This is a genomic window from Citrifermentans bremense (assembly GCF_014218275.1).
Lineage (GTDB): Bacteria > Desulfobacterota > Desulfuromonadia > Geobacterales > Geobacteraceae > Geomonas > Geomonas pelophila.
Window position 1 is genome coordinate 1,570,243 of sequence record NZ_AP023213.1, and the last position, 21,578, is coordinate 1,591,820.

Genomic DNA, 21,578 nt, shown 5'->3' on the forward strand with positions numbered 1-21,578 from the left:
AAAAAGGCACCCGGGGTGTCCCGAGTGCCTTTTGGGGCTACTTACACTGCCATTGAGCCTACGGGAGTTCGGTCTCTCCCATGAGGAAACGGTCGCACTCGCGCGCTGCGCCGCGCCCTTCGTTGAAGGCCCAGACCACGAGGCTCTGGCCGCGGCGGCAGTCGCCGGCTGCGAACACGCCGGGGATGTTGGTGGCGTAGCGGCCGTACTCCGCCTTGATGTTGCTGCGCGGATCCCGCTCAAGCCCGAGTGCCGCGGGGAGTTCCTGCTCGGGTCCCAGGAAACCCATCGCCAGGAGCACGAGGCTCGCCGGCCGGACCTGTTCGGTACCCGGCACCGGGGTGGGGACGAACTGCCCCTGGGCGTTCTTCTCCCACTTGACCTGGACCGTGTGCACCGCCTTCACCTTCCCCTCGGAATCCCCCTCGAACCTGGTCGCGGTGGTGAGGAAGACGCGCGGGTCTGCGCCGAATTTCGCCGCCGCTTCCTCCTGCCCGTAGTCGACCTTGTGGGTCTTGGGCCATTCCGGCCAGCAGTTATCCTCGGCGCGGGTGTCGGGGGAACGGGGCATGATCTCCAGCTGGGTGACGGAGTTGCAGCCGTGGCGCAGCGAGGTGCCCACGCAGTCGGTGCCGGTGTCGCCGCCGCCGATGATGATCACGTCCTTTCCTTGCGCGGAGATGAACTCCTTTTCCTGCCCCAGGACCGCCTTCGTGTTCGCGGTCAGGAAGTCCATGGCGAAGTGGATCCCCTCGAGCGGGCGCCCCTCGATGTTCAGGTCGCGGGGGAGGGTGGCGCCGGTGGCCATGACCACGGCGTCGAACTCCGCGCGCAGCTTCTCGACCGGGTAGTCGGGGCCGCCGATGCTGGTGTTGCAGACGAAGGTGATCTGCTCCTGCTCCATCAACCGGATGCGGCGCATCACCACGTTTTGCTTCTCCAGCTTCATGTTCGGGATGCCGTACATCAAAAGCCCGCCGGGAAGCGGCGCCCGCTCGAACACGGTCACCTGGTGCCCGGCCTTGTTGAGCTGTTCGGCCGCAGAGAGCCCTGCGGGGCCGGAACCCACCACCGCCACCTTCTTGCCGGTCCGCACCTGCGGCAGGTTAGGGGTGACCCATCCTTCCTCCCAGGCGCGCTCGATGATGCTCACCTCGATGTTCTTGATGGTGACCGCAGGCTCGGTGGCTCCCAGTGTGCACGACCCCTCGCACGGGGCGGGGCAGACCCTGCCGGTGAACTCGGGGAAGTTGTTCGTCCTCTGCAGCCTGTCAAAGGCCTGCTTCCAGAGCCCGCGGTACACTAGGTCGTTGAACTCGGGGATCAGATTGTTGACCGGGCAGCCGCAGGCCATGCCGCTCACGAGCTTCCCTGTGTGGCAGAACGGGATGCCGCAGTCCATGCAACGGGCGCCCTGGATGCGGAGCTTCTCTTCCGGCAGGTGCAGGTGGAACTCGTCCCAGTCTTTCAGCCGCTCCAGCGGCTCGCGGTCGGAGGGGAGTTCGCGAAGATATTCCATGAATCCGGTTGTTTTTCCCATAGCTCTATCCTATTCGCAAGATTGCTCGTTATTTTAATGTGCGGCCGCGCTGGCATTCTCCTCGAATGCCGCTGCCAGGGCTTCATCGCCGCTCAACCCGGCGGCTTCGGCGCGGGCGAGCGCCTGGAGTACCCGCTTGTAGTCCCTCGGCATGACCTTGACGAATTTACGGGCGTAACTGCGCCAGTCTTTCAGAAGGGCCGCGGCACGGCTGCTGCCGGTCATCTCCTTATGCCGCTCGATCATCCCCCTGACGGTCTCCTGGTCCTGCTCGTCCAGCTGCTCCAGGTCCGCCATGTCGGTATTGCAGTGGTCCTTGAACTGCCCGGTCTCGTCCAGGACGTAGGCGATGCCGCCGCTCATCCCGGCGGCGAAGTTCCTGCCGGTCTCACCCAGTACGACCACGATGCCGCCGGTCATGTACTCGCAGCCATGGTCGCCGACCCCCTCAACCACCGCGTTCATCCCGGAGTTGCGGACGCAGAAGCGTTCCCCGGCGATGCCGCTTAGGTAGGCGCTGCCGCTGGTGGCGCCGTAGAAGGCGACGTTGCCGGCGATGATGTTCTCCTCGGCCTTGAACCTGGAACCCGCGGGGGGATAGACCGCGATGGTGCCGCCGCTGAGTCCCTTGCCCAGGTAGTCGTTGGTGTCGCCGGAAAGCTCCAGGGTCATCCCTTTCGGGATGAAGGCGCCGAAGCTCTGGCCCGCGGAGCCGTGGAACTTGAGCCTGATGGTGTCGTCGGGAAGCCCCTCCGATCCAAAGGCGCGGGTGACTTCGTTGCCCACTATGGTCCCGACTACCCGGTCCACGTTGGTGATCGGGAACTCGCCGCTCACCTTTTCCTTCTTCTCCAGGGCCGGCTTGCACAGATCCAAAAGCTTCGTGTAGTCGATCGATTTCTCCAGCCCGTGGTCCTGGGCCTCGGTGCAGTAGCGGCTACCCTTGATAGCCATCTGCGGCTGGTACAGGATCTTGCTGAAGTCGAGGCCGCGCGCCTTCCAGTGGGCGACGGCGCGCTTGGGCTCCAGGCGGTTTGCGCGCCCGACCATGTCGTTGAAGTTGCGGAAGCCGAGCTCCGCCATGATCTCGCGCACTTCCTGGGCGACGAAGCGCATGTAGTTGACCACGTACTCAGGTTTCCCCGCGAACTTCGCCCTGAGGACCGGGTCCTGGGTAGCTACGCCTGCCGGGCAGGTGTTGGAGTGGCATACGCGCATCATGACGCAACCCAGGGTCACCAGCGGCGCGGTCGCGAAGCCGAACTCCTCGGCCCCCAAAAGCGCCGCGATGGCCACGTCGCGACCGGTCTTAAGCTGCCCGTCCACTTCGACGATGATCCTGCTCCTCAGGTTGTTGAGCACCAGGGTCTGGTGGGTTTCCGCAAGCCCCAGCTCCCAGGGGAGCCCCGCGTGCTTGATGCTGGAGAGCGGGGAGGCGCCGGTGCCGCCGTCGTAACCGCTGATCAGCACCACGTCGGCATGGGCCTTGGCGACGCCGGCCGCGATGGTGCCGACCCCTACCTCGGAAACCAGCTTGACGCTGATACGGGCGCGGCGGTTGGCGTTCTTCAGGTCATGGATCAGCTCCGCCAGGTCCTCGATGGAGTAGATGTCGTGGTGCGGCGGGGGCGATACCAGCCCGACGCCGGGGGTGGTGTGCCGGGTCTTGGCGACCCACGGATAGACCTTGCTCCCGGGGAGCTCGCCCCCTTCGCCCGGTTTTGCCCCCTGCGCCAGCTTGATCTGCAGCTCGGAGGCGTTGGTCAGGTAGTTGCTGGTGACGCCGAAGCGGCCGGAAGCGACCTGCTTGATGGCGCTGTTCTTCGAGTCACCCTGCTCGTTGGTCCAGGTGAAGCGCGCCGGGTCCTCGCCCCCCTCGCCGGTGTTGGAACGGCCGCCGATCCGGTTCATGGCTATGGCCAGGGCCTCGTGGGCCTCCTGGCTGATGGAGCCGTAGGACATGGCCCCGGTCTTGAAGCGCTTCATGATCTCTTCGACCGACTCTACCTCTTCCAGCGGCACCGGTACCCTGATCTCGGTGTTGAAGTCCAAAAGCCCGCGCAGGGTGTAGATGCGCTCGTTCTGGTCGTCGATCAGCTTGGAGAAGACCTTGAACTCCTGGTAGTCCCCGGTTCTGGTCGACTTTTGCAGCGACTGGACGGTGAGCGGGTTGAAAAGGTGCTCCTCTCCCTCCTGGCGCCACTGGTACTGCCCGCCGGGGTCAAGCGACGGTTCTGCCGCGACCCGGTGCGGATACGCCTTGCGGTGGCGGGTCAGAAGCTCGTTCGCGATCCCTTCCAGGTCGATGCCGCCGATGCGGGAGGGGGTCCAGGTGAAGTACTTCTGGATCACCGAGTCGTGCAGGCCGACCGCTTCGCAGACCTGGGCGCCGCGGTAGCTCTGGATGGTGGAGATACCCATCTTGGCCATGGTCTTGACGATCCCCTTGATGGAAGCCTTGATGAAGTTCTTGACCCCGGTCTTATAGTCGAGCCCGGGGAGCATCCCCTGCTGGATCATGTCGTCGATCGACTCGAAGGCAAGGTAGGGGTTGATCGCGGTGACGCCGTAGCCTAAGAGCACCGCGAAATGGTGCACCTCGCGGGGCTCGCCCGACTCCAGGACTATGGAGGCGTGGGTGCGGGTGGCGGTCCGGATCAGGTGGTGGTGCAGGCCGGCCACCGCCAAAAGGGCGGGGAGGGCGGCGTACTCCTCGTTAACGCCCCGGTCGGAAAGGATCAGGATCGTGGTGCCGGTCTCGATGGCGTGCACGGCGGTGTTGAAAAGGCTCTCCAGCGCCTTCTCCATCCCTTCGGCGCCGTCGGCGGCCTTGAACAGCAGCGACAACGTGGTGCTCTTGAAGCCGGGGCGCTCCAGGTTCCTGAGCTTCTCGAAGTCCTCGTTGCTGATGATCGGGTGCTCCAGGCGGATGACCCGGGCGCTCGACGAGCTGGGCTTCAGGAGGTTCGACTCGGAGCCGATACGGACCGCGGTCGCCGTGATGATTTCCTCGCGGATCGGGTCGATCGGCGGGTTGGTCACCTGGGCGAAGAGCTGCTTGAAGTAGTTGTACAGAAGCTGGGGCTTCTCCGAGAGGACCGCCAGCGGCGTGTCGGTCCCCATGGAGCCCAGCGGCTGGATGCCGTCGGAGGCCATCGGGCCGATGATGGTCTGCTGGTCCTCGAAGGTGTAGCCGAAGGACTTCTGCCGCTGCAGCAAGGGAGAGTGCTCGATGAAGGGCGCCTTGTTGGTCTTCGGGATGTCCTTGAGCAGCTGGTGGTTCACCTTGACCCAGTCGGCGTACGGCTTGGCCGAGGCGAGCTCCCCTTTCACCTCCTCGTCAGGGATGATGCGCCCCTGGACCGTGTCCACCAGGAACATCTTGCCCGGCTGCAGCCTCCCCTTCCTGATGATCTTCTCGGGCGGCACCTGCAGCACGCCCGCCTCGGACGCCATGACCACCAGGTCGTCGTCGGTCAGGTAGTAGCGGCAGGGACGCAGGCCGTTTCGGTCCAGGACCGCGCCGATGATCCGGCCGTCGGTGAAGGTGAGGGCCGCCGGGCCGTCCCAGGGCTCCATCAGGCAGGAGTGGTACTCGTAGAAGGCACGCTTTTCCTTGCTCATGGTCTCGTGGTTTTCCCAGGGTTCCGGGACCATCATCATCATGGCGTGGGGGAGCGAGCGGCCGGACTGCACCAGGAGCTCAAGGCAGTTGTCGAACATGGCGGAGTCCGAGCCGTTGGCGTCGATCACCGGCAGGAGCTTCTTCATGTCGTCGCCGAACAGGTCGGAGCTGAACATCGACTGGCGGGCGTGCATCCAGTTGACGTTGCCGCGCAGGGTGTTGATCTCGCCGTTGTGGGCCAGCATGTGGTACGGGTGCGCGCGGTCCCAGCTCGGGAAGGTGTTGGTGGAGAAGCGGGAATGCACCACCGCGATGGCGGTCGTAACCGCCTCGTCGCGCAGGTCGGGGTAGTACTGGTCCAGCTGGGCCGGCATCAGCATCCCCTTGTAGACCAGGGTGCGGGTGGACATGCTGGAGAAGTACCAGAAGGGGTCGACCCCCTTGTCCCTTATCTCGTGCAGGGCGCGCTGCTTCACGACGTAGAGCTTCCGGTTGAAGGCGTCCTCGTCGGGGCAGGCGGCGTTGCGCCTGAAGAAGATCTGGCGTACCAGCGGCTCGCCCGCCTTGGCTGTGTCGCCAAGAAGCGAGTTGTCGGTCGGCACCACGCGCCAGCCGATCACCTCCACCCCTTCCTCGGAGACGATCCGCTGGAACAGGTGCTTCGCGGCGCTGCGCTCGGTAGCCTCGGGGGAGGTGAAGAGCATACCCACGCCGTACTCGCCGGGCGCCGGCAGCTCGAACCCGGACTCGGGGCAGACCTTGCGGAAGAAGGCGTCCGGCATCTGGATCAGGATCCCCGCGCCGTCGCCGGTGTTGTGCTCGCTGCCGACCGCGCCGCGGTGGTCGAGGTTCGCAAGGACCGTTATCGCCTGCTGGACGATCTCGTGGGATTTCTTCCCCTTGATGTGGGTGACAAATCCGACGCCGCAGGCGTCGTGCTCGAACTGGGGATCGTACATCCCCTGCTTCTTTGGTAAGCCGATTGTTTTCATGATTCAACCTTTGCGAGGTGGCGTTGCTGCGATCGATAAGGATACGCTAGCACCCACCGTGCCATATTTGCAGATTGAGGGCTGAAAAAAAGTATACGCGCTAACTGGCTATTTTATGGTCGCGGCTGTTGCCTGTGGCGTCTTGGCTTGGGAGGGGGAGGTTGACGGGGCTGACTACATCGGCGACTCAGTTGAGTACTCAGATCTCGTGGGAGCCCCGTTTTTTTCAGGTCAGGTAGTGGGGAGGCTCTTTTGCTGCAGCGTCTCCCTGAGTTTGCCGGCGAGAGCATGGATGTCGAAGGGCTTCTGGATGAAATGTCTGCCGCCTTCGGCCACTCCGCGCTGCGCCACCAGGTCCTTGGTGTAGCCGGACATGAACAGCACCCTGAGACCGGGGCGAAACGCCTCGATGGCATCGACCATCTCCTTTCCGTTCATCCCTGGCATGACGACGTCGGTGAGGATCAGGTCGACATGGGTCCCTTTCTCGCGGCAGATCGAGATCGCCTCTTCGGCGCCCGCCGCCTCGATTACCTGGTAGCCGATCTCCTTCAGGGTGTCGAGGGTGGTTTTGCGCACCAGCGGGTCGTCCTCGACCAGCAGCACGGTACCCGAGCCGCTGACCGCCACGGCTTCGTCTTTGGCGGCACCCAGGGGGGAGCCGGAGAACTTCGGGAAGTTTATCTCGAAAGTGGTTCCCTGTCCCGGCTCGCTGTAGACGTTTATGAAGCCGTTATGCTGTCTCACGATGCCGTAGACCGTGGCGAGGCCGAGCCCGGTCCCCTTGCCCACCTCCTTGGTGGTGAAAAAGGGCTCGAAGATCTGTGACAGCGTCTCCCGGTCCATGCCGCACCCTGTGTCGCTGACCGACAGTTGCACGTACTCCCCGAGGGAGGCGTCGAGATGGAACTGGCTGTAGCTGGCGTCGACCCGGATGTTCGCGGTCTGAATGGTGAGGACTCCGCCGTTGCCCATGGCGTCGCGGGCGTTAACCGCCAGATTGACCAGGATCTGATCCAGTTGGGTGGTATCCGCATCGATGGTCCAAAGCTCGGGCGCCGGCTTGAATTCCATCCGGATGTCCTCCCCGATCAGGCGCCCAAGCGTCTTCTGCATCTCGGTGAAGTGCTCGTTCAGGTTCACCTCGCGCGGCGCGATGATCTCCTTGCGTGAGAAGGCGAGAAGCTGGCGGGTGATCTGGCTGGAGCGCTTTCCCGCCTGCACTATCTGTTCGAGGTCCTGCCAGACCGGGGTCCCCTCGGTGACGCAGCGCATCGCCAGCTGCGCGCTCCCCAGGATGACGCTCAGCATGTTGTTGAAGTCGTGCGCCACCCCGCCGGCCAGCCGCCCGATCGATTCCATCTTCTGCGACTGGAAAAGCTGCGCTTCCAAGAGCTTGCGCTCGGTGATGTCCTCCTTGATGGCGAGGAAGTGGGTGATTACGCCGTCCTTGTTCCTGATGGGGGAGATGGTGGCGTGTTCGGAGAAAAGCTCGCCGTCCTTCTTCCGGTTCAGGAACTCCCCTTCCCAGACCTTGCCGGCGCAGATTGTCTCCCATAGGTTTCGGGACTTCTCGACCGGAGCCTTTCCCGAGTTGAGGATGCGCGGGTTTTTGCCGAGCACCTCTTCGAGCGAGTACCCGGTCAACTGGACGAACTTCGGGTTGACGAATTCGATGCGCCCCTTCGTGTCGGTGATGACGATGGAAACCGGGCTCTGCTCAACCGCCTGGGACAGCTTGCGCAGGGCCTCTTCGTTTTGCTTGCGCTCGGTGATGTCCTGTATCACCCCGTCGATGTAGATCAGCTTCCCTTCTTCGTCGAAGGCCGGACGGGTGCTGAGGTCGACCCAGATCCTGCTGCCGTCCCTGCGGCAGAATTCGACCTCGAAGTTCTTCACATCCTGGCGCTGGAACATCATGGCGTAGAGCTCGGCGCGCCGGCTGGGGTCCACGTAGAGTTGCAGACCTACGTTGACCACTCCCTCCAGCACCTCTTCGGGGGTGCTGTACCCCAGGATGGCTGCCGTCGCCGGGTTGCAGCTCAAAAACCTTCCTTCCGGGGTGGTTTGGAAGATGCCTTCCATGGCGTTTTCGAAGATGCCGCGGTATTTCGCTTCGGCAAGGCGCTCCTGCTCGAGGGCCTTTTTCATTCCGGTGTAGAGGATCTGGTTCTCGATGGTCGAGGAGAGGAGCCCGACCAGGTTCCCCAGGCCGAAGAGGGCCTCCTCGCTGTCGCTGATCCGGCGATAGAATTCGGCGTTTTCGGCGGAATTTCCCACAGCGAGAAGCGCCACCGGCTCGGCGCGGTTTCCCAGCGGGCAGATGAAATATTCGTTCATCAGGAGCAGGTCCCGGTGTTCCACGAGCTCTTTGAGCTGCGACTCTTCGGTGCAGATGCTGTAGTTCGCCCCGGCGAAAAGCGGGGCCAGGATGGCGGCCTTGCAGGAGAGGGTGAGGCCGGAGACGGCCTCTTTTTCGTGGGCGTAGTGGTAGCCGTCGCAGGCGCAGACGCTGTAGGCGTCGCCTTTCTCGGTTTTCTGGAAGAAGAGCACCCTCTCGTAGTCGAGACGGTTGATCACGTATTCCGACGCGAGTTCGAAGATGGCCGGGAGGTCATGGCAGGTGTAGAGCCTCGAGTTCAGGTCGTACAGGGCGCTGTACTCCTTGAGCTGAAGGTCCAGCTTCTCCTGGTAGTCGTAGAGCCTGCTCTCCGCTTTGACCAGCCGCTTGACCTGCCCAGAGAGGACCTCGTTCTCCTGTTTCAGCCTTTCCAGCTCGGCCGTAACCCTGTCGATGTCTGTTTTTGCCATGTGTCCGGAACCAGATGGTCAGTAAATGACGGCGACCACGGAAGTGAAGTTGTGGAAACAGTTGTACCTGCTGATGGGGCCGATCTCCCCGTAGGTGTAGAAACCCAGCCAGGGGAGCTCCTCCCCAAGGTCCCGCTGCAGTGACTTCACCAGGTCCATGCGCTCCTGCTCCTTGAAGACGACCCGTCCCCGTCCCATGCACTCGAACTGCAGCACCAGTTTCGGCTTTTGCCCGGCAAGATCTTCCTTTATCTGCCGCGGGATGGACTTGAGACCGTCCAGCATCAGCTCCTTGTCCCGCCTGACGATCCAAAGGTCGGTTCCGTCGGTGACGTCGGACTGGATGGTGACCGAGCCCGCCTCGTCGTCCTTTGCCATGATGTAGCGCACGTAGTACTCGTCGTAGCGCTCCCTTAGGTGCTCAGGGGTCCTGAACCCGAGCCCGAGGTTCAGGGTCGCCTTGTTCCATTTGACCGCCCAGTCCTCGTCTACGTATTCCTTGAGGACCTCCAGGGCAGGGGTTCCGTCTATCTCGAAGATGACGTTTCCCTTGCTTCGGGTGATGGTCCGTTTCGCCCCCACAGGAACGCAGCCGTGGTTGATGCCCCAGGCGACGCGGCAGTTCCCGGAAAGGACGATGCAGCAGGCCCCCTGGCTCAATATCTCGTCGTTGTGGTACTGGTAGGTCTTGCGGGAAGCCCAGTTGTCCGCAGCCAGTCCGCCGAATATGGGGAGCCGGCCCGAAGCGGGCAGGGTAGCCTCGAAGGCTGCCACGAAGGGATCGAAATCGAATGCCAAACCGTCGGCCAAAAGGAAAAAGGCGCGGCTGTCTTCGGCCAGAAGCGGGCAGACCTTCTCCGCCAGGCTCTCGCCGGCTATGCGCGGGTCCTCGCCGATGCCGGTGACGGAGGTGATGTTGAAGCTGACTTCGTCGGAGGCGATCGCCATGACCCCCACGGCGAAATTGGTTTCCACGACCGCGTCCTGCACGATGATCCCTTCGCCCGAGCAGCCGCAAAGCGGCGCGCCGGACGTGACCTCGCGTATGGCGCCGATCAGCTGCTGCTGCTGGTAGCCCACCGTGGCGAAGACGATGACGAGGTCCGGCTTCGAAACGCCGGCCTGCTCCAGCGCCGTCCGCGCCGCCTCGCTCCCGGCTTCCATCGGGCTTCTGCGGGTGCTGAAGCCTATTCCAACTGACGTGCCCATCTTTACTCCTGCTGCGGACCTGGTTCGTTATTCCCCCTCGGGGCCTTTCTGGCGAGGCGCCGGCATACTGCCGCTCTCTCGGGCCAAAGGGATGAGACATTCTAAGTCCCTGCGGCAAGCAATGCAAGGAGAACAACGCCGCCGCGTTGTAAACAAAAGATCCGTGGCTCGGGGGAGCGCCCGGAGGCGGCGGGGATGGTTGACACGGCAAAAAGTAGTGTGGTAATTAAAAGCGATCAAAAATACGTGAAAAGGGGTTATCCCTCGGGATAACCCCTTTTTCTGTCTGTCAGGTACCATGTCCAAAAACGGAAAAATAAAGAAAGCGAAGAACGTCGAGAAACGCCGCCTGCAGATGGAAGAAGCGCTCGAATGCCTCCCCATCAAGGAAGCGGCGAGAAACCTGCCTGAGCCCGTACATCCCGTGCCACCACAACCCGTTGCGACGGTGGCAAGGAAACAGCCGAAACAGTGCTCTTTCGCACCATGCCAACGTTACCTTGACCCTTCGTGCACGGTCTGCCCTTACTGTGGCCATCCGCTGCCGGGGTGATCTCCCTTGCCGTCACTTTGAAGCCTCTCCCTCTTCCTCGCCTGGCTTGGCTGTTCTGCCCGTATCGGAACCACCACCGGGGGGAAAGACGCCGTTCCAGGGCCTGGGCCGGACGCTTCTGAGGTCGAGCTTATAGTCGGAGGCGGTCGACTCGCCCGAGCAGCAGTTCGTCCTGAACACAGCGCATCCCCTTGGGCGGGTTGGTCCCCGGCCCGCACTGGTTCAGCCCCGTGAGCGCGAGGGCGGTGGACGCGGCAGAGAAGGTGAGGGCGATACTGAGAATCTGGGAGAAAGGTCGCATGCTCGACTCCTGTAGTCTGGTTGAGTACGGGGTGGGCAGGTGGAATTATAATCGGAAGAGGCTGCACCGCAATGGCGGTTTCAGATCAAGAAAAAGGGCGGCCGATGGCCGCCCGCTCTTGTTTTACCTGCAGAATATGCACCTTACCATTTGCCGCGGCGGCTTCTTGCGCTTTCTACGTCACTCTCGATGTTTTTTTCCGCCTTGCCGACGTTTTTCTGCACCTTGCCGGCTATTTTTTCCGCCTTGCCTTCACTTTCCAGGGAGACGTTGCTGAAAATCTTGCCGGTCGTCTCTTTTACTTTCCCTTTTGCTTCGTGTAACGCACCCTTTGATGTATCTTTCGTGCTGGATCTCATGACTTACCTCCAGGCTTTCGCCGTGACTACTTCCGTTCATTTTTTTTACTGCTCGCTACTACAAGCACATTTTATCATGATGCCGTGGCGAAGGTACACGAATAGTTCCGGCTGGAACTTAGGCACGTGCGCGACGATTATAAGCGGTGGGTGAGGGATAAAGTGGGTCCTCGGGTTTATTCCGGATGGACTTAGCGCGGCCACGGCGTTTGAGGGGTACTCTGTTGGAGGCCATGAATAAAATTTCTTTGACATTGCCGAGGAGCTGAAATAATTTTCGTCGTTGCGTTTTTTATTTTGACTGGATAGCGCATTATCAAGCTACTATTCCATTAATTGGCCGGTGAGGATAACATGTTCAAGATTCGGATGCTTTTACTGTCGGTGCTGCTTTCTGTGTTTTGCTGCCCTCTGTTGTCCCACGCGCAGCTGGACGAAGCCGAGATGATGGCTACGGCCAAGGGCCATTATCAAGAGGGTGGGTACTATTATGCTTCGACCTGGCTTGAGCGGATACTGAGGAATTGGCCCCAGACCGCCCAGCGGGAGGAAATACTGCTCATGATGGCGAAGTCGTACGCCGCTACCGGCCGGGAAGACAAGGCGGTGCGGGTGGTAAAGACCCTGATGAAGGATTACCCCCAGGCGGCCGCCAAGCTGGATCAAGAGACCCTGAAGTTGGCACAGCAGCAGGAGCCTTACGACCTGGCTTCTGCGCAGCCGGACGCTGCCGGCCAGGGCGTACCGGATGCAGCCAGGCGCGACGCCCCGGCCGAGCCCGCAGAACCGGCTGCCGCAAAGGTGCAATATGAGGCCAGCGCACCAGTTCCTGCCGAGGCTCCGAAGAAAGCGGAAGGGGTGAAGCCTGCTGTCGCAAAAGTCGCCGCGGCCACCGTTGCCGAAGTGGCGCAGCCTGCTGTTGCCGAGGTCGCGAAACCTGCTCCCGCCGAGGTCGCCAAACCTGCTGCTGCCGCAGTCACCAAGCCTGCTCCCGCATCTGCGACGCCGGTCGCTATTTCCGTCGACGCGTCGAAGGCGGCTGAGACGGAGACGGCCTGCCGCGACAACTCTGCAACTGCTCCGGGTAGCTATGCCGTGGAGGTTGGCGAGTTCGTCGGCAAGAACGCCCTGATCCGGGGGAAGAAGGCGGTTGAGAAGGCCGGTCTTGTGCCGGTTGTCGGGGCTGGCGGCCAGAGAGTTGAAGCGATGCTGCGAATTCTAGTCGGGGAATACTCCGGCGAAGCCGCGGCCAAAAAAATGCTGAACAAGCTGCGCAGGGCAGGGGCCGAGCATTTCATGCTCAAAGGCAAGGAAGGGATCTTCCGCGTCTACGCGGGGTCCTACTTCGAGCACCAGGCGGCTCTCGACGAGCAGAAGCGTCTTTTGGGCAAGGGTATAGACTCGGAGCTGAAAGAGGCAACGGTTCCGGTGTCGACCTACATCATCAACGCCGGTTGTTTCCCCACGGAGGAGGCCGCCAAGGGCAAACTGGCCGAGCTGGAGCGGCTGGGGGTGAAAGGAAAGGTGCTCCCTCCACAATAAAAGCGCACCTGAGCCGCCGCTTGGCTGCGCCGGCGTTTCCCGGCGCCAATGAAAAAAAGGCATCCAGCTTTGGCTGGATGCCTTTTGTCGTTTCAAGTCTGTCGGTGCCGCTTTAGGCGCCGGCGGGGAGCACGGAGGGCTCGAAGTCGTAGGTCGCGAAGTAATCCGCCACGGTCTCGGCCCTTCTTATCAGCTCGACGCGGCCGTCGGCGCGCAGCATCAGCTCCTTGGGACGCAGGCGGCCGTTGTACTGGAACCCCATGGCGTGGCCGTGGGCCCCGGAATCATGAATCACGAGGATGTCGCCGTCTTCGACCGGCGGGAGCTCGCGCTGCACGGCGAACTTGTCGTTGTTCTCGCAAAGCGAACCTACCACGTCGTAGACCTCGCTTTTCTGCTCCTTTTCCTTCCCCAGGACGTCAATGTGGTGGTAGGCGCCGTAAAGGGCAGGGCGCATCAGGGCGGACATGCAGGCGTCGACGCCGATGTACTTGCGGTAGGTGTCCTTGCTGTTGATGGCGGTGGTGACCAGCGCGCCATGGGGGCCGGTCATGAAGCGGCCGCTCTCCATGTACATCGCCGGGGCGTGCCCGTGGCGCTTGCGGAAGTCGTCGAAGAGCTCGGTGATCTCGGCCGACATCTTTGCCAGGTCGAGCGGCTTTTGCTCCGGCCGGTAGGGGATGCCGAAGCCGCCGCCGATGTTGACGAACTCGAAGACTATGCCCAGGGCCGCTTCTACTTCCTCGGCTACCTCGAGCACCATGCGGGCCGTTTCCACTATGTAGGTGTAGTCCAGCTCGTTGGAAGCTACCATGGTGTGCAGGCCGAAGCGGGTGGCGCCGCGCTCTTTCGCCTGGCGGTAGGCCTCGACGACCTGCTCGTGGGAGACGCCGTACTTCGCCTCCTCGGGGTTGCCGATGATCACGTTGCCGGTGCGGCGCGGCCCCGGGTTGTAGCGGAAGCAGATCATCTCAGGGAAGACCGGCACCTTTTCGATGAGGGATATGTCGTCCAGGTTCAGGATGCACCCGCCGTCCCTGGTGGCGAAGTCGAACTCTTCCTGGCTCGTGTTGTTGGAGGTGAACATGATGTCTTCCGGCCTCGCCCCAAGCTCCCGGGCCAGGATGACTTCGGGAATGGAGCTGCAGTCGAAGCCGAATCCCATCTCCTTCATCAGCTTGAGGATTTCCCGGTTGGGAAGCGCTTTGACCGCGAAGAATTCGCGGAAACCGGGGATCCCCGAAAACGCGTTGATAAGCTGGGCGCCGGTCTCCCTGATGCCCGACTCGTCGTAGATGTGGAACGGGGTCTGGAAATGCTGCCGGATCTGGGGGATGCGGGGGAACAGACGGTCCTTGAAAGAAACTGACATCGGCATTTTGGTGATCTCCTCTGGCTGTAGATGGCTTTTTGTCCTAGCTGCGTCGCTTGTTAAAGGTCTCGCTCTGCATGCACCAGATCGACGCTTCTGGTTTCCTTGACGGTCTCCAGAACGATCTGGGTGCGGGTTGACTTCACCCCCTTGAGCGGCTGGATCTGGTGGCGCAGGATGCCGGCGAGGGAGGTGTTGCCGGCCGTCCTGAGCTTCACCAGGAACCCGTCGGGACCCACAACCTGGTGCACCTCCTGGACCGAAGTCATGCCGGCCAAGGCTTGCGCCGTCTCGGCGGAGTCCCCTTCCGTTTCTATGAAGACGAAGGCGGACAACCCCTGGTGGAAACAGACGGGGTTCAGCCTCACCTCGTATCCCTCGATGATCCCGCGCTCCTCGAGCTTCCGGATCCGCTCCAAAACGGCAGAGGGCGCCATGCCTACCTGGCGGGCGACTTCGGCGTTGGGGATGCGCGCCTTCTCCTGAAGGATCTCCAGTATGTGTATGTCTATGTCGTCGATCATTCTTGTTTACACTCCGATTGACGAATTATATTCGCTGATTTGGAAGGTGTAAAGAATTTTTTTGCAGGGCAAGACGCAGTTGGGCCGCGGGCATCCTCGTGCGGCACTTTTCCCCTTAAAATTAGCTCCTACTACTAAAGCGAAGGGCTTTGGTGCCGATAAGTCTGTAAACCGGCGGTTCCCAGCTAACAGCTTTGACAGGTGCGACCATGAACGTTCTCTTAGATCTCTACATGCGGCTTAAAATCAAGACACGGATAGTTTTCCTCTCCGCCTGCTACAGTTTCTGTATCGTAGCGGCTGTCACAGTCGGCAGGTCTTTCTCCGCTTCAATAGCCATCATCTCCACCACGGTCTTCGTGATACTAGGCATCTTCTTCAGCTCCCTCCTTTACTGGACCGTAAACGACGCTCTGGCCCGGATCCAGGGGTATCTGGCCAGGATGACCGAAGGGGACCTGACCCAGAAAATCGCGCCGAAGCGCAACAACGAGATCAGCACCATCATACGCTCCATAGGCTCGCTGCAGGAAACCTTGCGGGAGATCGTGTCGCAGATCTCGCAGACCTCGGAAGACCTCTCCAGGGCCTCGCACCAGGTCCATTCCAGCGCCGCCCAGATCGCGGCCGGAACCGAGGATGTCGCCTCGCAGACCAACGCCGTCGCCGTGGCGAGCGAGGAGATGGCTGCGACCTCGGGAGACATCGCCGAGAACTGCATGAGGGCGGCATCCAACTCCAGCCAGGCGACCGACACCGCCCAGTCCGGAGCCAACGTGGTGCACCAGACCATCGAGGGGATGGAAGTGATAGCTGCAAAGGTGAAGGATGCCGCTGGGACGGTCGAAGGGTTGGGGGCGCGTTCGGACCAGATCGGAGAGATCGTGGGAACCATCGAGGACATCGCGGACCAGACCAATCTGCTGGCGCTCAACGCCGCCATCGAAGCGGCAAGGGCAGGCGAGCAGGGACGCGGATTTGCGGTGGTCGCCGACGAAGTGCGCGCCCTGGCGGAGCGCACCACGCGTGCCACGCGCGAGATCGGAGAGATGATCAAGGCGATCCAGTCCGAGACGAGACTCGCGGTGGCTGCTATGGAAAGCAGCGTCACCGAGGTGGAGAAGGGGACCGGGTTCTCGATGAAATCCGGTGAGGCGCTCGAGGAGATCACCAGCAGGATCTCCGAGGTGACCATGCAGATCAACCAGATCGTCACCGCTGCAGAAGAGCAGACTGCTACGAGCGGCGAGATCTCGAGAAACGTGCAGCAGGTGACCGAGGTCATCGCGCGCAACGCCCACGAAACCGCAGGCACCGTCACCGCCGCGGCGACGCTTTCCTCCCAGGCGGACCAATTGGAGCGCCTGGTGCGGCAGTTCCACCTCTAGTCAGCGCCACAGCGAGTCCGGGAGCCTGCCGCCCTCAAGGAAGAGCTCCAGGTACTCCGGCATGTCCACAAAGGCCAGCACCCCGGTCCCCAATTCGATGCTGCGGCTGTCGAGGCCCAGGCCTTTCAGAACAAGCGCCAGCGCGGAAAACGCCTCGTCGTAGGCCGCCTGCCTCAACAGATCGGCCGGGACCAGCCGCGGCTCGTCGGTGACGACGGGGGAGAAGGCGCTGCGACAGCAATCGGCGTCCAGCGAGGCCGCCGCGCGGCAGGCGAGGGGGCGCACCTCGTGTATGCTGCAACTGCCGTAGCCGTCGAGGAACGGGCAGTCTGCGCGCTTGAGAATCCTCTCCTCGTCGTCCATCCAGCGCGTCGAGGATCGGTGGGCGGCAAGGGTGCCCCGCAGCCGGCTAAGCTCATCAGGCGGGAGCGTGGCCGAAAGCCTTCGTGCAACCAGTACCGCCTCCGGCAGCAGGACCGCCACGTTCAGGACGCAGCAGGAAGGACACCCGGGAGCGCATGCCATGGGGCGTCCCGCGCAGACCTCCTCCGCCGCCTCGCTGCAGCGCTTCACCGCGGCAGCCAGTGCCGCAAGCCCCGCCTCTCCGTCCAGGATCTCCCGCAGCTTCCCCACCAATGCCGCAGCGAAACTCTCAGCCTGCCAGCTAATCTCGTCCATGTTCCCATCCCCCCCACTAGGCGCAGTCGGCAGCTACAGTTGGAGAATGTATAGCCTGTCTCGATCCAGATGCAAGCTCACTGCTTTCAATCACTGACTGTCAGGCAGTAAAAAAGGCACCTGTTCCCAGGTGCCTTTTCTGTATCGCCATCAACGCGTGAGCGTCAGCGTCGCCTCGTAACAGGGCTCTATTGTTTGAAGTGCGAGTTCTTCTTGAAATGCCGGAAGCAGGTCTGCAGACGCTGCTGCTGTGCCGGGTCGAGCGACTTGAACTCGAGCCCGCAGGCGGCACCGGCAGCATTGACACGACGCCACACGACCCTTGCAGCGACCTTGAGCGGCACCTGGTTCTCGAAATCTTCCAAAGAGGTCCCCGGGGTCATGACCTGCACCTCGACGAGTTGCCCTTCCTTGATTTCGGCTTCTTTGGGGATACGCAGTTGGAGTCCGGACATGCTGAAGTCGCTGGTGATGCCCTGGACCTCCTGCTGCGAGCCCGTCTCGCGAATGACGGCGAGAAGGCCGTTGTGCGCGCGCGGGTAATGCCGCTGCTCCCGTTCCGAGCGCTCGATCTCTGTCTCGGTAGCGAAGGTGAAGTTGTCGAGCAAGCGGTTGAACTGCTTGGTCACGGCGTTCAGGTCCCCGCTGATGGTCGCTGTGACCCCGATCTTCGCGCCGTTGTCCTTGATGGTGTGGAAGAGCGATTCCTGGCTTTGCTGCAGCTGCGTGAGCCGCTCCATCTGTGAATTGCTCGCGTCGGAAATGCGCCGGCTGGCCGCGGAGGTTTCACGGACGGAAGAGGCCATGCTCTGGATTATCTGGGCCGTCTGCAGCGTCTTTTGCTCGCCGCCGTTCACACGTTCCACGATGCGCTCCATGGTGCTCATTGTGGCGCTTACCTGTTCCGCCAGGGTCGAGATGATCCTGGTGATCTCCTGTGTCTCTCTCGAGGTCCGGGTGGCGAGGTTGCGCACCTCGTCTGCCACCACGGCGAACCCCCTCCCTTGCTCTCCTGCCCTTGCGGCCTCGATGGCGGCGTTGAGCGCCAGCAGGTTCGTCTGGTCCGCTATATCGGTGATGCTGGCGATGATCTTGTGGATCTCTTCAGCCACCTGGTGCAGCCCGGAAGTCTCTTCTGCGGCGCGGTTGACCTCGGCTACCGTCAACCGCATCTGGTCGATGTTCTGGTTCGTGGCGTCCAGCCCCTGTTCGGCCTCCTTTTCGGTGACAAGTGACTCGTTCAGCATCATGTCGGAAAGTTCCCGCACCGACTCGGAAATCGTGAGCACCTCGCCTGTCGCTGCCGATACTTGCAGGACCTGCGCCTGCTGTGCGCGGGTGGTGTCGGCGATCTCGTTGGAGATCTCGGATATCTGGAAGGAGGACTGTTCCATCTGTAGGCTGGCGCCGTGTATGTTGCGCAGCACCTCGGTCTGGTTGCCGACCATCTTGCGCATGGCGTGCAGGATCTTGCTGACCTCGTTGGTGCGCTTGATCACGATCTCCTGGCTGAGGTTTCCCTTGGCCAGCGTTTCCAGGTTGTTGATGGTCCGGGTGATCGCGCTGGTTATGCCCCAAATGTTGATGCCGCCGAAAAGAGCGCCCAGGGTGATGAACGCGACCGTCAATCCCCATTGCCAAAACTGTGAGTCGAGGGAACCTGCAACGGTTGCCGCGACGATGCATACGCTGTAGCACAGGCACAAGATTATCAGCCTGGTCCTGATGGTGAGACAGAGATAGTAATGCCAGATGGTTTCCATGACAGCAGAACTCCTTTCCTGTATCGGCCGCTGCGCGTCTTTGGACGTGCGACAAAAAAAAGGCCCACCGCGTATTGAGACGACAATGGCTCAACGCGTGGGGAAGTATATTCTTCTTGTCTATTGGGTTCGGCTAAAAAGGACTATGACTTTAATAAAAAGTCATTCTGTATACAAATTCGTGGCTGAAGGTACCTTTGAGACTTAGTGAAGTGGGTCAGGGAGATGTTCAGAGTAAGGTGCGCAAAGAAGCAAGTATTCAGGGAAAGAAAAAAGGCGCCCAGGGGTGTTTCCCTTGGCGCCTTTTGGACTTACTATGCTTGGAAAAAAGGCGGCAACTCCGCCTTAAAGGGCTATCAGGCTCCGGCGCTTTTAGCTGCCTCGGCGTTGCAACGTTCCACCGAATCCCTGAGCCACTTTATTTCCTCGGGATGGAACTGCTTGGAAAACTCGGTTCCCACGTTCAGAGCCCAGTGCAGGGGGGGCACGCTGTTCATGGCCAACAGGTGTCCCGGCGCCTCGATGTACCTCCCTTCCTCGCCGGTCCAGGACTTAAGCCGCTCCAAAGAGCTGAACATCATCAGGTAATCGTTTCCCTCGGCTTCGGTGATAACCGGTATGACCCCCGCGGTCTCGTCCTGCTGCTGGTCGTCGTTCAGGATCGGGACGAAAAAGGAGGAGTTGAGAAAGAGGTCGTAAAAGGCCGACTGCTTCTTGTGGTCCCGCATGTCCTGGCGCAGTTCCACCAGCGCCTCGTCTAATTTTTCCATCTTGGTTCCTTTGTCTTTGGTGAACGTCGGGCTGCTTTTTCCTGGGAACCATACTAGACGGCTAAAGGCATTACAAGAACAAAGAACGATCTACAGAGGGCAGGGGCCCTGCAGCGATGGCCGCCGCGGAGACCTTGCCGGTTGGGTGCTTGATTTGGCCGCCGGTATGGTAGAATTCCAATCTTGCGATGAGACAAGAAACCGCACCACCTGTTCCAGCCGAGGAGCCTTTGTTGCGACAGTCACAAGACCAAAACCTGCGGGCGCCGGGCCCGTTCTTCATAGTCATGAACGCCGGGTCCGGAGACAAGGATGCGGACCAAAGGGAAGGCGCGGTCCGCGCCGTCCTCACCGCTGGTGGGCGTTCCTTCCGCCTGTGGCGGGTCACCGATATCAGGCGGCTGCCGGAGGTGGCGCGAGAGGCGGTGCGGCTCGCCCGGCAGCAGCAGGGAACCGTAGTCGCCGCCGGGGGCGACGGTACCATCAACGCGGTGGTCCAGGAGGTGCTTCCTTCCGGCTGTCCTTTCGGGGTCCTGCCCCAGGGCACCTTCAATTATTTCAGCCGCGCTCACGGAATACCGGTCGATACGAAGGAGGCCTCTGCGCTGCTTTTAAACGGTGTGCTGCGGCCGGTTCAGGTGGGGCTGGTGAACCAGCGCCCTTTCCTGGTGAACGCAAGCCTCGGCCTTTATCCCAAGCTGCTGGAAAGGCGCGAGGTCCACAAGCAGAGATTCGGGCGCCACCGGCTGGTAGCTTTGCTGTCGGGGTTCGCGACCCTGCTCGCCCCTCCGCCGCAGCTGGTGCTGGCCCTTGACGATGGCGGGGGGAGCGACGTGATGCACATCTGCACTTTGGTGGTCGACAACAACCCGCTGCAGTTGCGGCAGGTGGGGTTGCCCGAGGAGCGCGCCCTGCAGCACGGGGAGCTGGCGGCCATAGCGGTCAAGGCCCGGGGAGCGGGGCAACTGATCTCAGCCCTCGCGCTTGCCGCACTGGGGAAGCTGGGGGAGGCGGAGGGGGTGGAAGCGTTTGCCTTCAAACGGCTCACGGTGAACCCGCTGCGCCCAAGCAGGCGCATCAAGGTGGCAACGGACGGCGAGGCCAAATGGATGGAGCCCCCGCTCGTGTTCCAGGCGGCGCCCGAGTCGCTGCTGCTACTGGTCCCGCCTTTTGCACCGATGGGGGACGGTGGGGCGTGAGCGCCATCCTGCAGATATCCGACACCCACTTCGGCACCCATACGTCTCCCGTGGTGGAGGCGCTGTTGCAACTGGCAGGGGAGCTTTGCCCGGATCTCCTGGTGCTCTCCGGGGACGTCACCCAGCGCGCCCGCGCCTCGCAGTTCCGGGCAGCCCTCGATTTTCTCAAGCGCATGCCGGTGCCACACCAACTGGTGCTTCCCGGCAACCACGACATCCCTTTTTACAACCTCCTCGGACGGCTCTTCTCACCCTACGGCAATTTCCAACGCAGCTTCGGCAGCGACCTGGAACCCGTGTTCGAGTCGCAAGATCTCCTGGTGGTGGGGGTTAACACGACGCGTCCCACACGCCATACGGTCGGCGAAGTTTCGCCGCAGCAGATCGAAGCGGTGGCACGCAGGCTAAAGGGAGCGTCCGTCAAACAACTGCGCGTCGTGGTGGCGCACCAGCCGGTGCGGGCCACCCGGGACAGCGACGTGAAAAACCTGTTGAGAAACCGCCAGGCCGCCGTCCACGCCTGGGCCCGGGCCGGCGCCGACCTGATCCTTGGGGGACACGTCCATCTCCCCCACGTGCGCCCCCTGAAGGAGGTCCACGAAATTTCCCGCCCCGTATGGTCCGTCCTTGCCGGAACCGCCGTCTCCCACCGGGTCCGCGGCGATGTCCCCAACTCCGTCAACCTGATCCGTTACCGAAAGGAAGATGAGCCCCGCAGCTGCCTGATCGAGCGCTGGGATTACGACGGCCACGGCGCCTTCGTTCTTTTCGAACGGCAGGCACTTCTCCTGCAATAGGCCTGCTCCTCGGCCGCAGCGCAAAATTGGCATCTCCCCCGTCCCCTGACCCACGCAAGGGCAGGGGGCGACGCCGGCTTCACTGCCGTTTTTTCTCGTCAATGACGGTGCGGCTCGTCTAAAATAGTAGGGCAGAGAAAGTATGTGGAGAGGGA

Annotated in this window: 15 protein-coding genes; 4 read left to right on the plus strand and 11 right to left on the minus strand. The window is 61.9% G+C overall.

Going from position 1 to position 21,578, the window contains the following annotated elements:
• Positions 1-58: 58 nt before the first annotated feature.
• From GEOBRER4_RS06900 to GEOBRER4_RS06925, 6 genes are all read right to left on the minus strand, one after another.
• Positions 59-1,540 (minus strand): glutamate synthase subunit beta, encoded by a 1,482-nt coding sequence (locus tag GEOBRER4_RS06900; RefSeq protein WP_185244782.1) that lies wholly within the window; start codon positions 1,538-1,540, stop codon positions 59-61.
• Between the two features lie 33 nt (positions 1,541-1,573).
• Complete coding sequence (gltB, locus tag GEOBRER4_RS06905; protein ID WP_185244783.1) at positions 1,574-6,157, minus strand: glutamate synthase large subunit; 4,584 nt, start codon at positions 6,155-6,157, stop codon at positions 1,574-1,576.
• Between the two features lie 231 nt (positions 6,158-6,388).
• Positions 6,389-8,968 (minus strand): hybrid sensor histidine kinase/response regulator, encoded by a 2,580-nt coding sequence (locus GEOBRER4_RS06910; RefSeq protein WP_185244784.1) that lies wholly within the window; start codon positions 8,966-8,968, stop codon positions 6,389-6,391.
• An 18-nt stretch (positions 8,969-8,986) separates the two neighbouring features.
• Entirely contained in the window at positions 8,987-10,177 is a 1,191-nt protein-coding gene (locus GEOBRER4_RS06915) for an FIST signal transduction protein (protein WP_185244785.1), read from the minus strand.
• A 683-nt stretch (positions 10,178-10,860) separates the two neighbouring features.
• On the minus strand, positions 10,861-11,031 hold the full coding sequence (locus tag GEOBRER4_RS06920; RefSeq protein WP_185244786.1) for a hypothetical protein: 171 nt from the start codon (positions 11,029-11,031) through the stop codon (positions 10,861-10,863).
• Positions 11,032-11,174: 143 nt separating this feature from the next.
• Positions 11,175-11,390: a CsbD family protein gene (locus tag GEOBRER4_RS06925; RefSeq protein WP_185244787.1), complete on the minus strand. Its 216-nt coding sequence runs from the start codon at positions 11,388-11,390 to the stop codon at positions 11,175-11,177.
• Between the two features lie 354 nt (positions 11,391-11,744).
• Here GEOBRER4_RS06925 and GEOBRER4_RS06930 point away from each other — a divergent pair, with 354 nt between their 5' ends.
• Positions 11,745-12,932, plus strand: a complete 1,188-nt coding sequence (locus GEOBRER4_RS06930; protein WP_185244788.1) for a tetratricopeptide repeat protein — start codon at positions 11,745-11,747, stop codon at positions 12,930-12,932.
• A gap of 112 nt (positions 12,933-13,044) precedes the next feature.
• On the opposite strand, the gene lysA is transcribed toward GEOBRER4_RS06930, so the two are convergent.
• Positions 13,045-14,310, minus strand: a complete 1,266-nt coding sequence (gene lysA / locus GEOBRER4_RS06935) for a diaminopimelate decarboxylase (RefSeq protein WP_185244789.1) — start codon at positions 14,308-14,310, stop codon at positions 13,045-13,047.
• 53 nt (positions 14,311-14,363) lie between these two features.
• Entirely contained in the window at positions 14,364-14,828 is a 465-nt protein-coding gene (locus tag GEOBRER4_RS06940; RefSeq protein ID WP_185244790.1) for an Lrp/AsnC family transcriptional regulator, read from the minus strand.
• Between the two features lie 209 nt (positions 14,829-15,037).
• Here GEOBRER4_RS06940 and GEOBRER4_RS06945 point away from each other — a divergent pair, with 209 nt between their 5' ends.
• Entirely contained in the window at positions 15,038-16,216 is a 1,179-nt protein-coding gene (locus GEOBRER4_RS06945; protein ID WP_085813255.1) for a methyl-accepting chemotaxis protein, read from the plus strand.
• Here the strand turns inward: GEOBRER4_RS06945 and GEOBRER4_RS06950 are convergent, their stop codons facing one another.
• The 3 genes from GEOBRER4_RS06950 to GEOBRER4_RS06960 form a co-directional block, all read right to left on the minus strand.
• The gene (locus GEOBRER4_RS06950; RefSeq protein WP_185244791.1) at positions 16,217-16,894 is read right to left on the minus strand and encodes a YkgJ family cysteine cluster protein; all 678 of its coding nucleotides are present in this window, start codon (positions 16,892-16,894) and stop codon (positions 16,217-16,219) included.
• Between the two features lie 188 nt (positions 16,895-17,082).
• On the minus strand, positions 17,083-18,657 hold the full coding sequence (locus tag GEOBRER4_RS06955) for a methyl-accepting chemotaxis protein (protein ID WP_185244792.1): 1,575 nt from the start codon (positions 18,655-18,657) through the stop codon (positions 17,083-17,085).
• 356 nt (positions 18,658-19,013) lie between these two features.
• Entirely contained in the window at positions 19,014-19,427 is a 414-nt protein-coding gene (locus tag GEOBRER4_RS06960) for an SseB family protein (protein ID WP_185244793.1), read from the minus strand.
• 233 nt (positions 19,428-19,660) lie between these two features.
• On the opposite strand from GEOBRER4_RS06960, the gene GEOBRER4_RS06965 reads away from it, so the two are divergent.
• Both GEOBRER4_RS06965 and GEOBRER4_RS06970 read left to right on the plus strand, forming a co-directional pair.
• Positions 19,661-20,626, plus strand: a complete 966-nt coding sequence (locus GEOBRER4_RS06965) for a diacylglycerol/lipid kinase family protein (RefSeq protein WP_226377916.1) — start codon at positions 19,661-19,663, stop codon at positions 20,624-20,626.
• Positions 20,623-21,423, plus strand: a complete 801-nt coding sequence (locus GEOBRER4_RS06970) for a metallophosphoesterase family protein (protein WP_185244795.1) — start codon at positions 20,623-20,625, stop codon at positions 21,421-21,423. The genes GEOBRER4_RS06965 and GEOBRER4_RS06970 overlap by 4 nt, the downstream gene beginning before the upstream one ends.
• Positions 21,424-21,578 lie beyond the last annotated feature (155 nt).

Excerpts from the sequence above, each read along its gene's own strand:
- GEOBRER4_RS06925 (WP_185244787.1), bottom strand. The coding sequence starts at position 11,390 with ATGAGATCCAGCACGAAAGATACATCAAAGGGTGCGTTACACGAAGCA.
- GEOBRER4_RS06920 (WP_185244786.1), bottom strand. The coding sequence starts at position 11,031 with ATGCGACCTTTCTCCCAGATTCTCAGTATCGCCCTCACCTTCTCTGCC.
- GEOBRER4_RS06955 (WP_185244792.1), bottom strand. The coding sequence starts at position 18,657 with ATGGAAACCATCTGGCATTACTATCTCTGTCTCACCATCAGGACCAGG.
- GEOBRER4_RS06945 (WP_085813255.1), top strand. The coding sequence starts at position 15,038 with ATGAACGTTCTCTTAGATCTCTACATGCGGCTTAAAATCAAGACACGG.
- GEOBRER4_RS06930 (WP_185244788.1), top strand. The coding sequence starts at position 11,745 with ATGTTCAAGATTCGGATGCTTTTACTGTCGGTGCTGCTTTCTGTGTTT.
- GEOBRER4_RS06900 (WP_185244782.1), bottom strand. The coding sequence starts at position 1,540 with ATGGGAAAAACAACCGGATTCATGGAATATCTTCGCGAACTCCCCTCC.
- GEOBRER4_RS06915 (WP_185244785.1), bottom strand. The coding sequence starts at position 10,177 with ATGGGCACGTCAGTTGGAATAGGCTTCAGCACCCGCAGAAGCCCGATG.
- GEOBRER4_RS06950 (WP_185244791.1), bottom strand. The coding sequence starts at position 16,894 with ATGGACGAGATTAGCTGGCAGGCTGAGAGTTTCGCTGCGGCATTGGTG.
- GEOBRER4_RS06960 (WP_185244793.1), bottom strand. The coding sequence starts at position 19,427 with ATGGAAAAATTAGACGAGGCGCTGGTGGAACTGCGCCAGGACATGCGG.
- GEOBRER4_RS06940 (WP_185244790.1), bottom strand. The coding sequence starts at position 14,828 with ATGATCGACGACATAGACATACACATACTGGAGATCCTTCAGGAGAAG.
- lysA (WP_185244789.1), bottom strand. The coding sequence starts at position 14,310 with ATGCCGATGTCAGTTTCTTTCAAGGACCGTCTGTTCCCCCGCATCCCC.
- GEOBRER4_RS06910 (WP_185244784.1), bottom strand. The coding sequence starts at position 8,968 with ATGGCAAAAACAGACATCGACAGGGTTACGGCCGAGCTGGAAAGGCTG.
- gltB (WP_185244783.1), bottom strand. The coding sequence starts at position 6,157 with ATGAAAACAATCGGCTTACCAAAGAAGCAGGGGATGTACGATCCCCAG.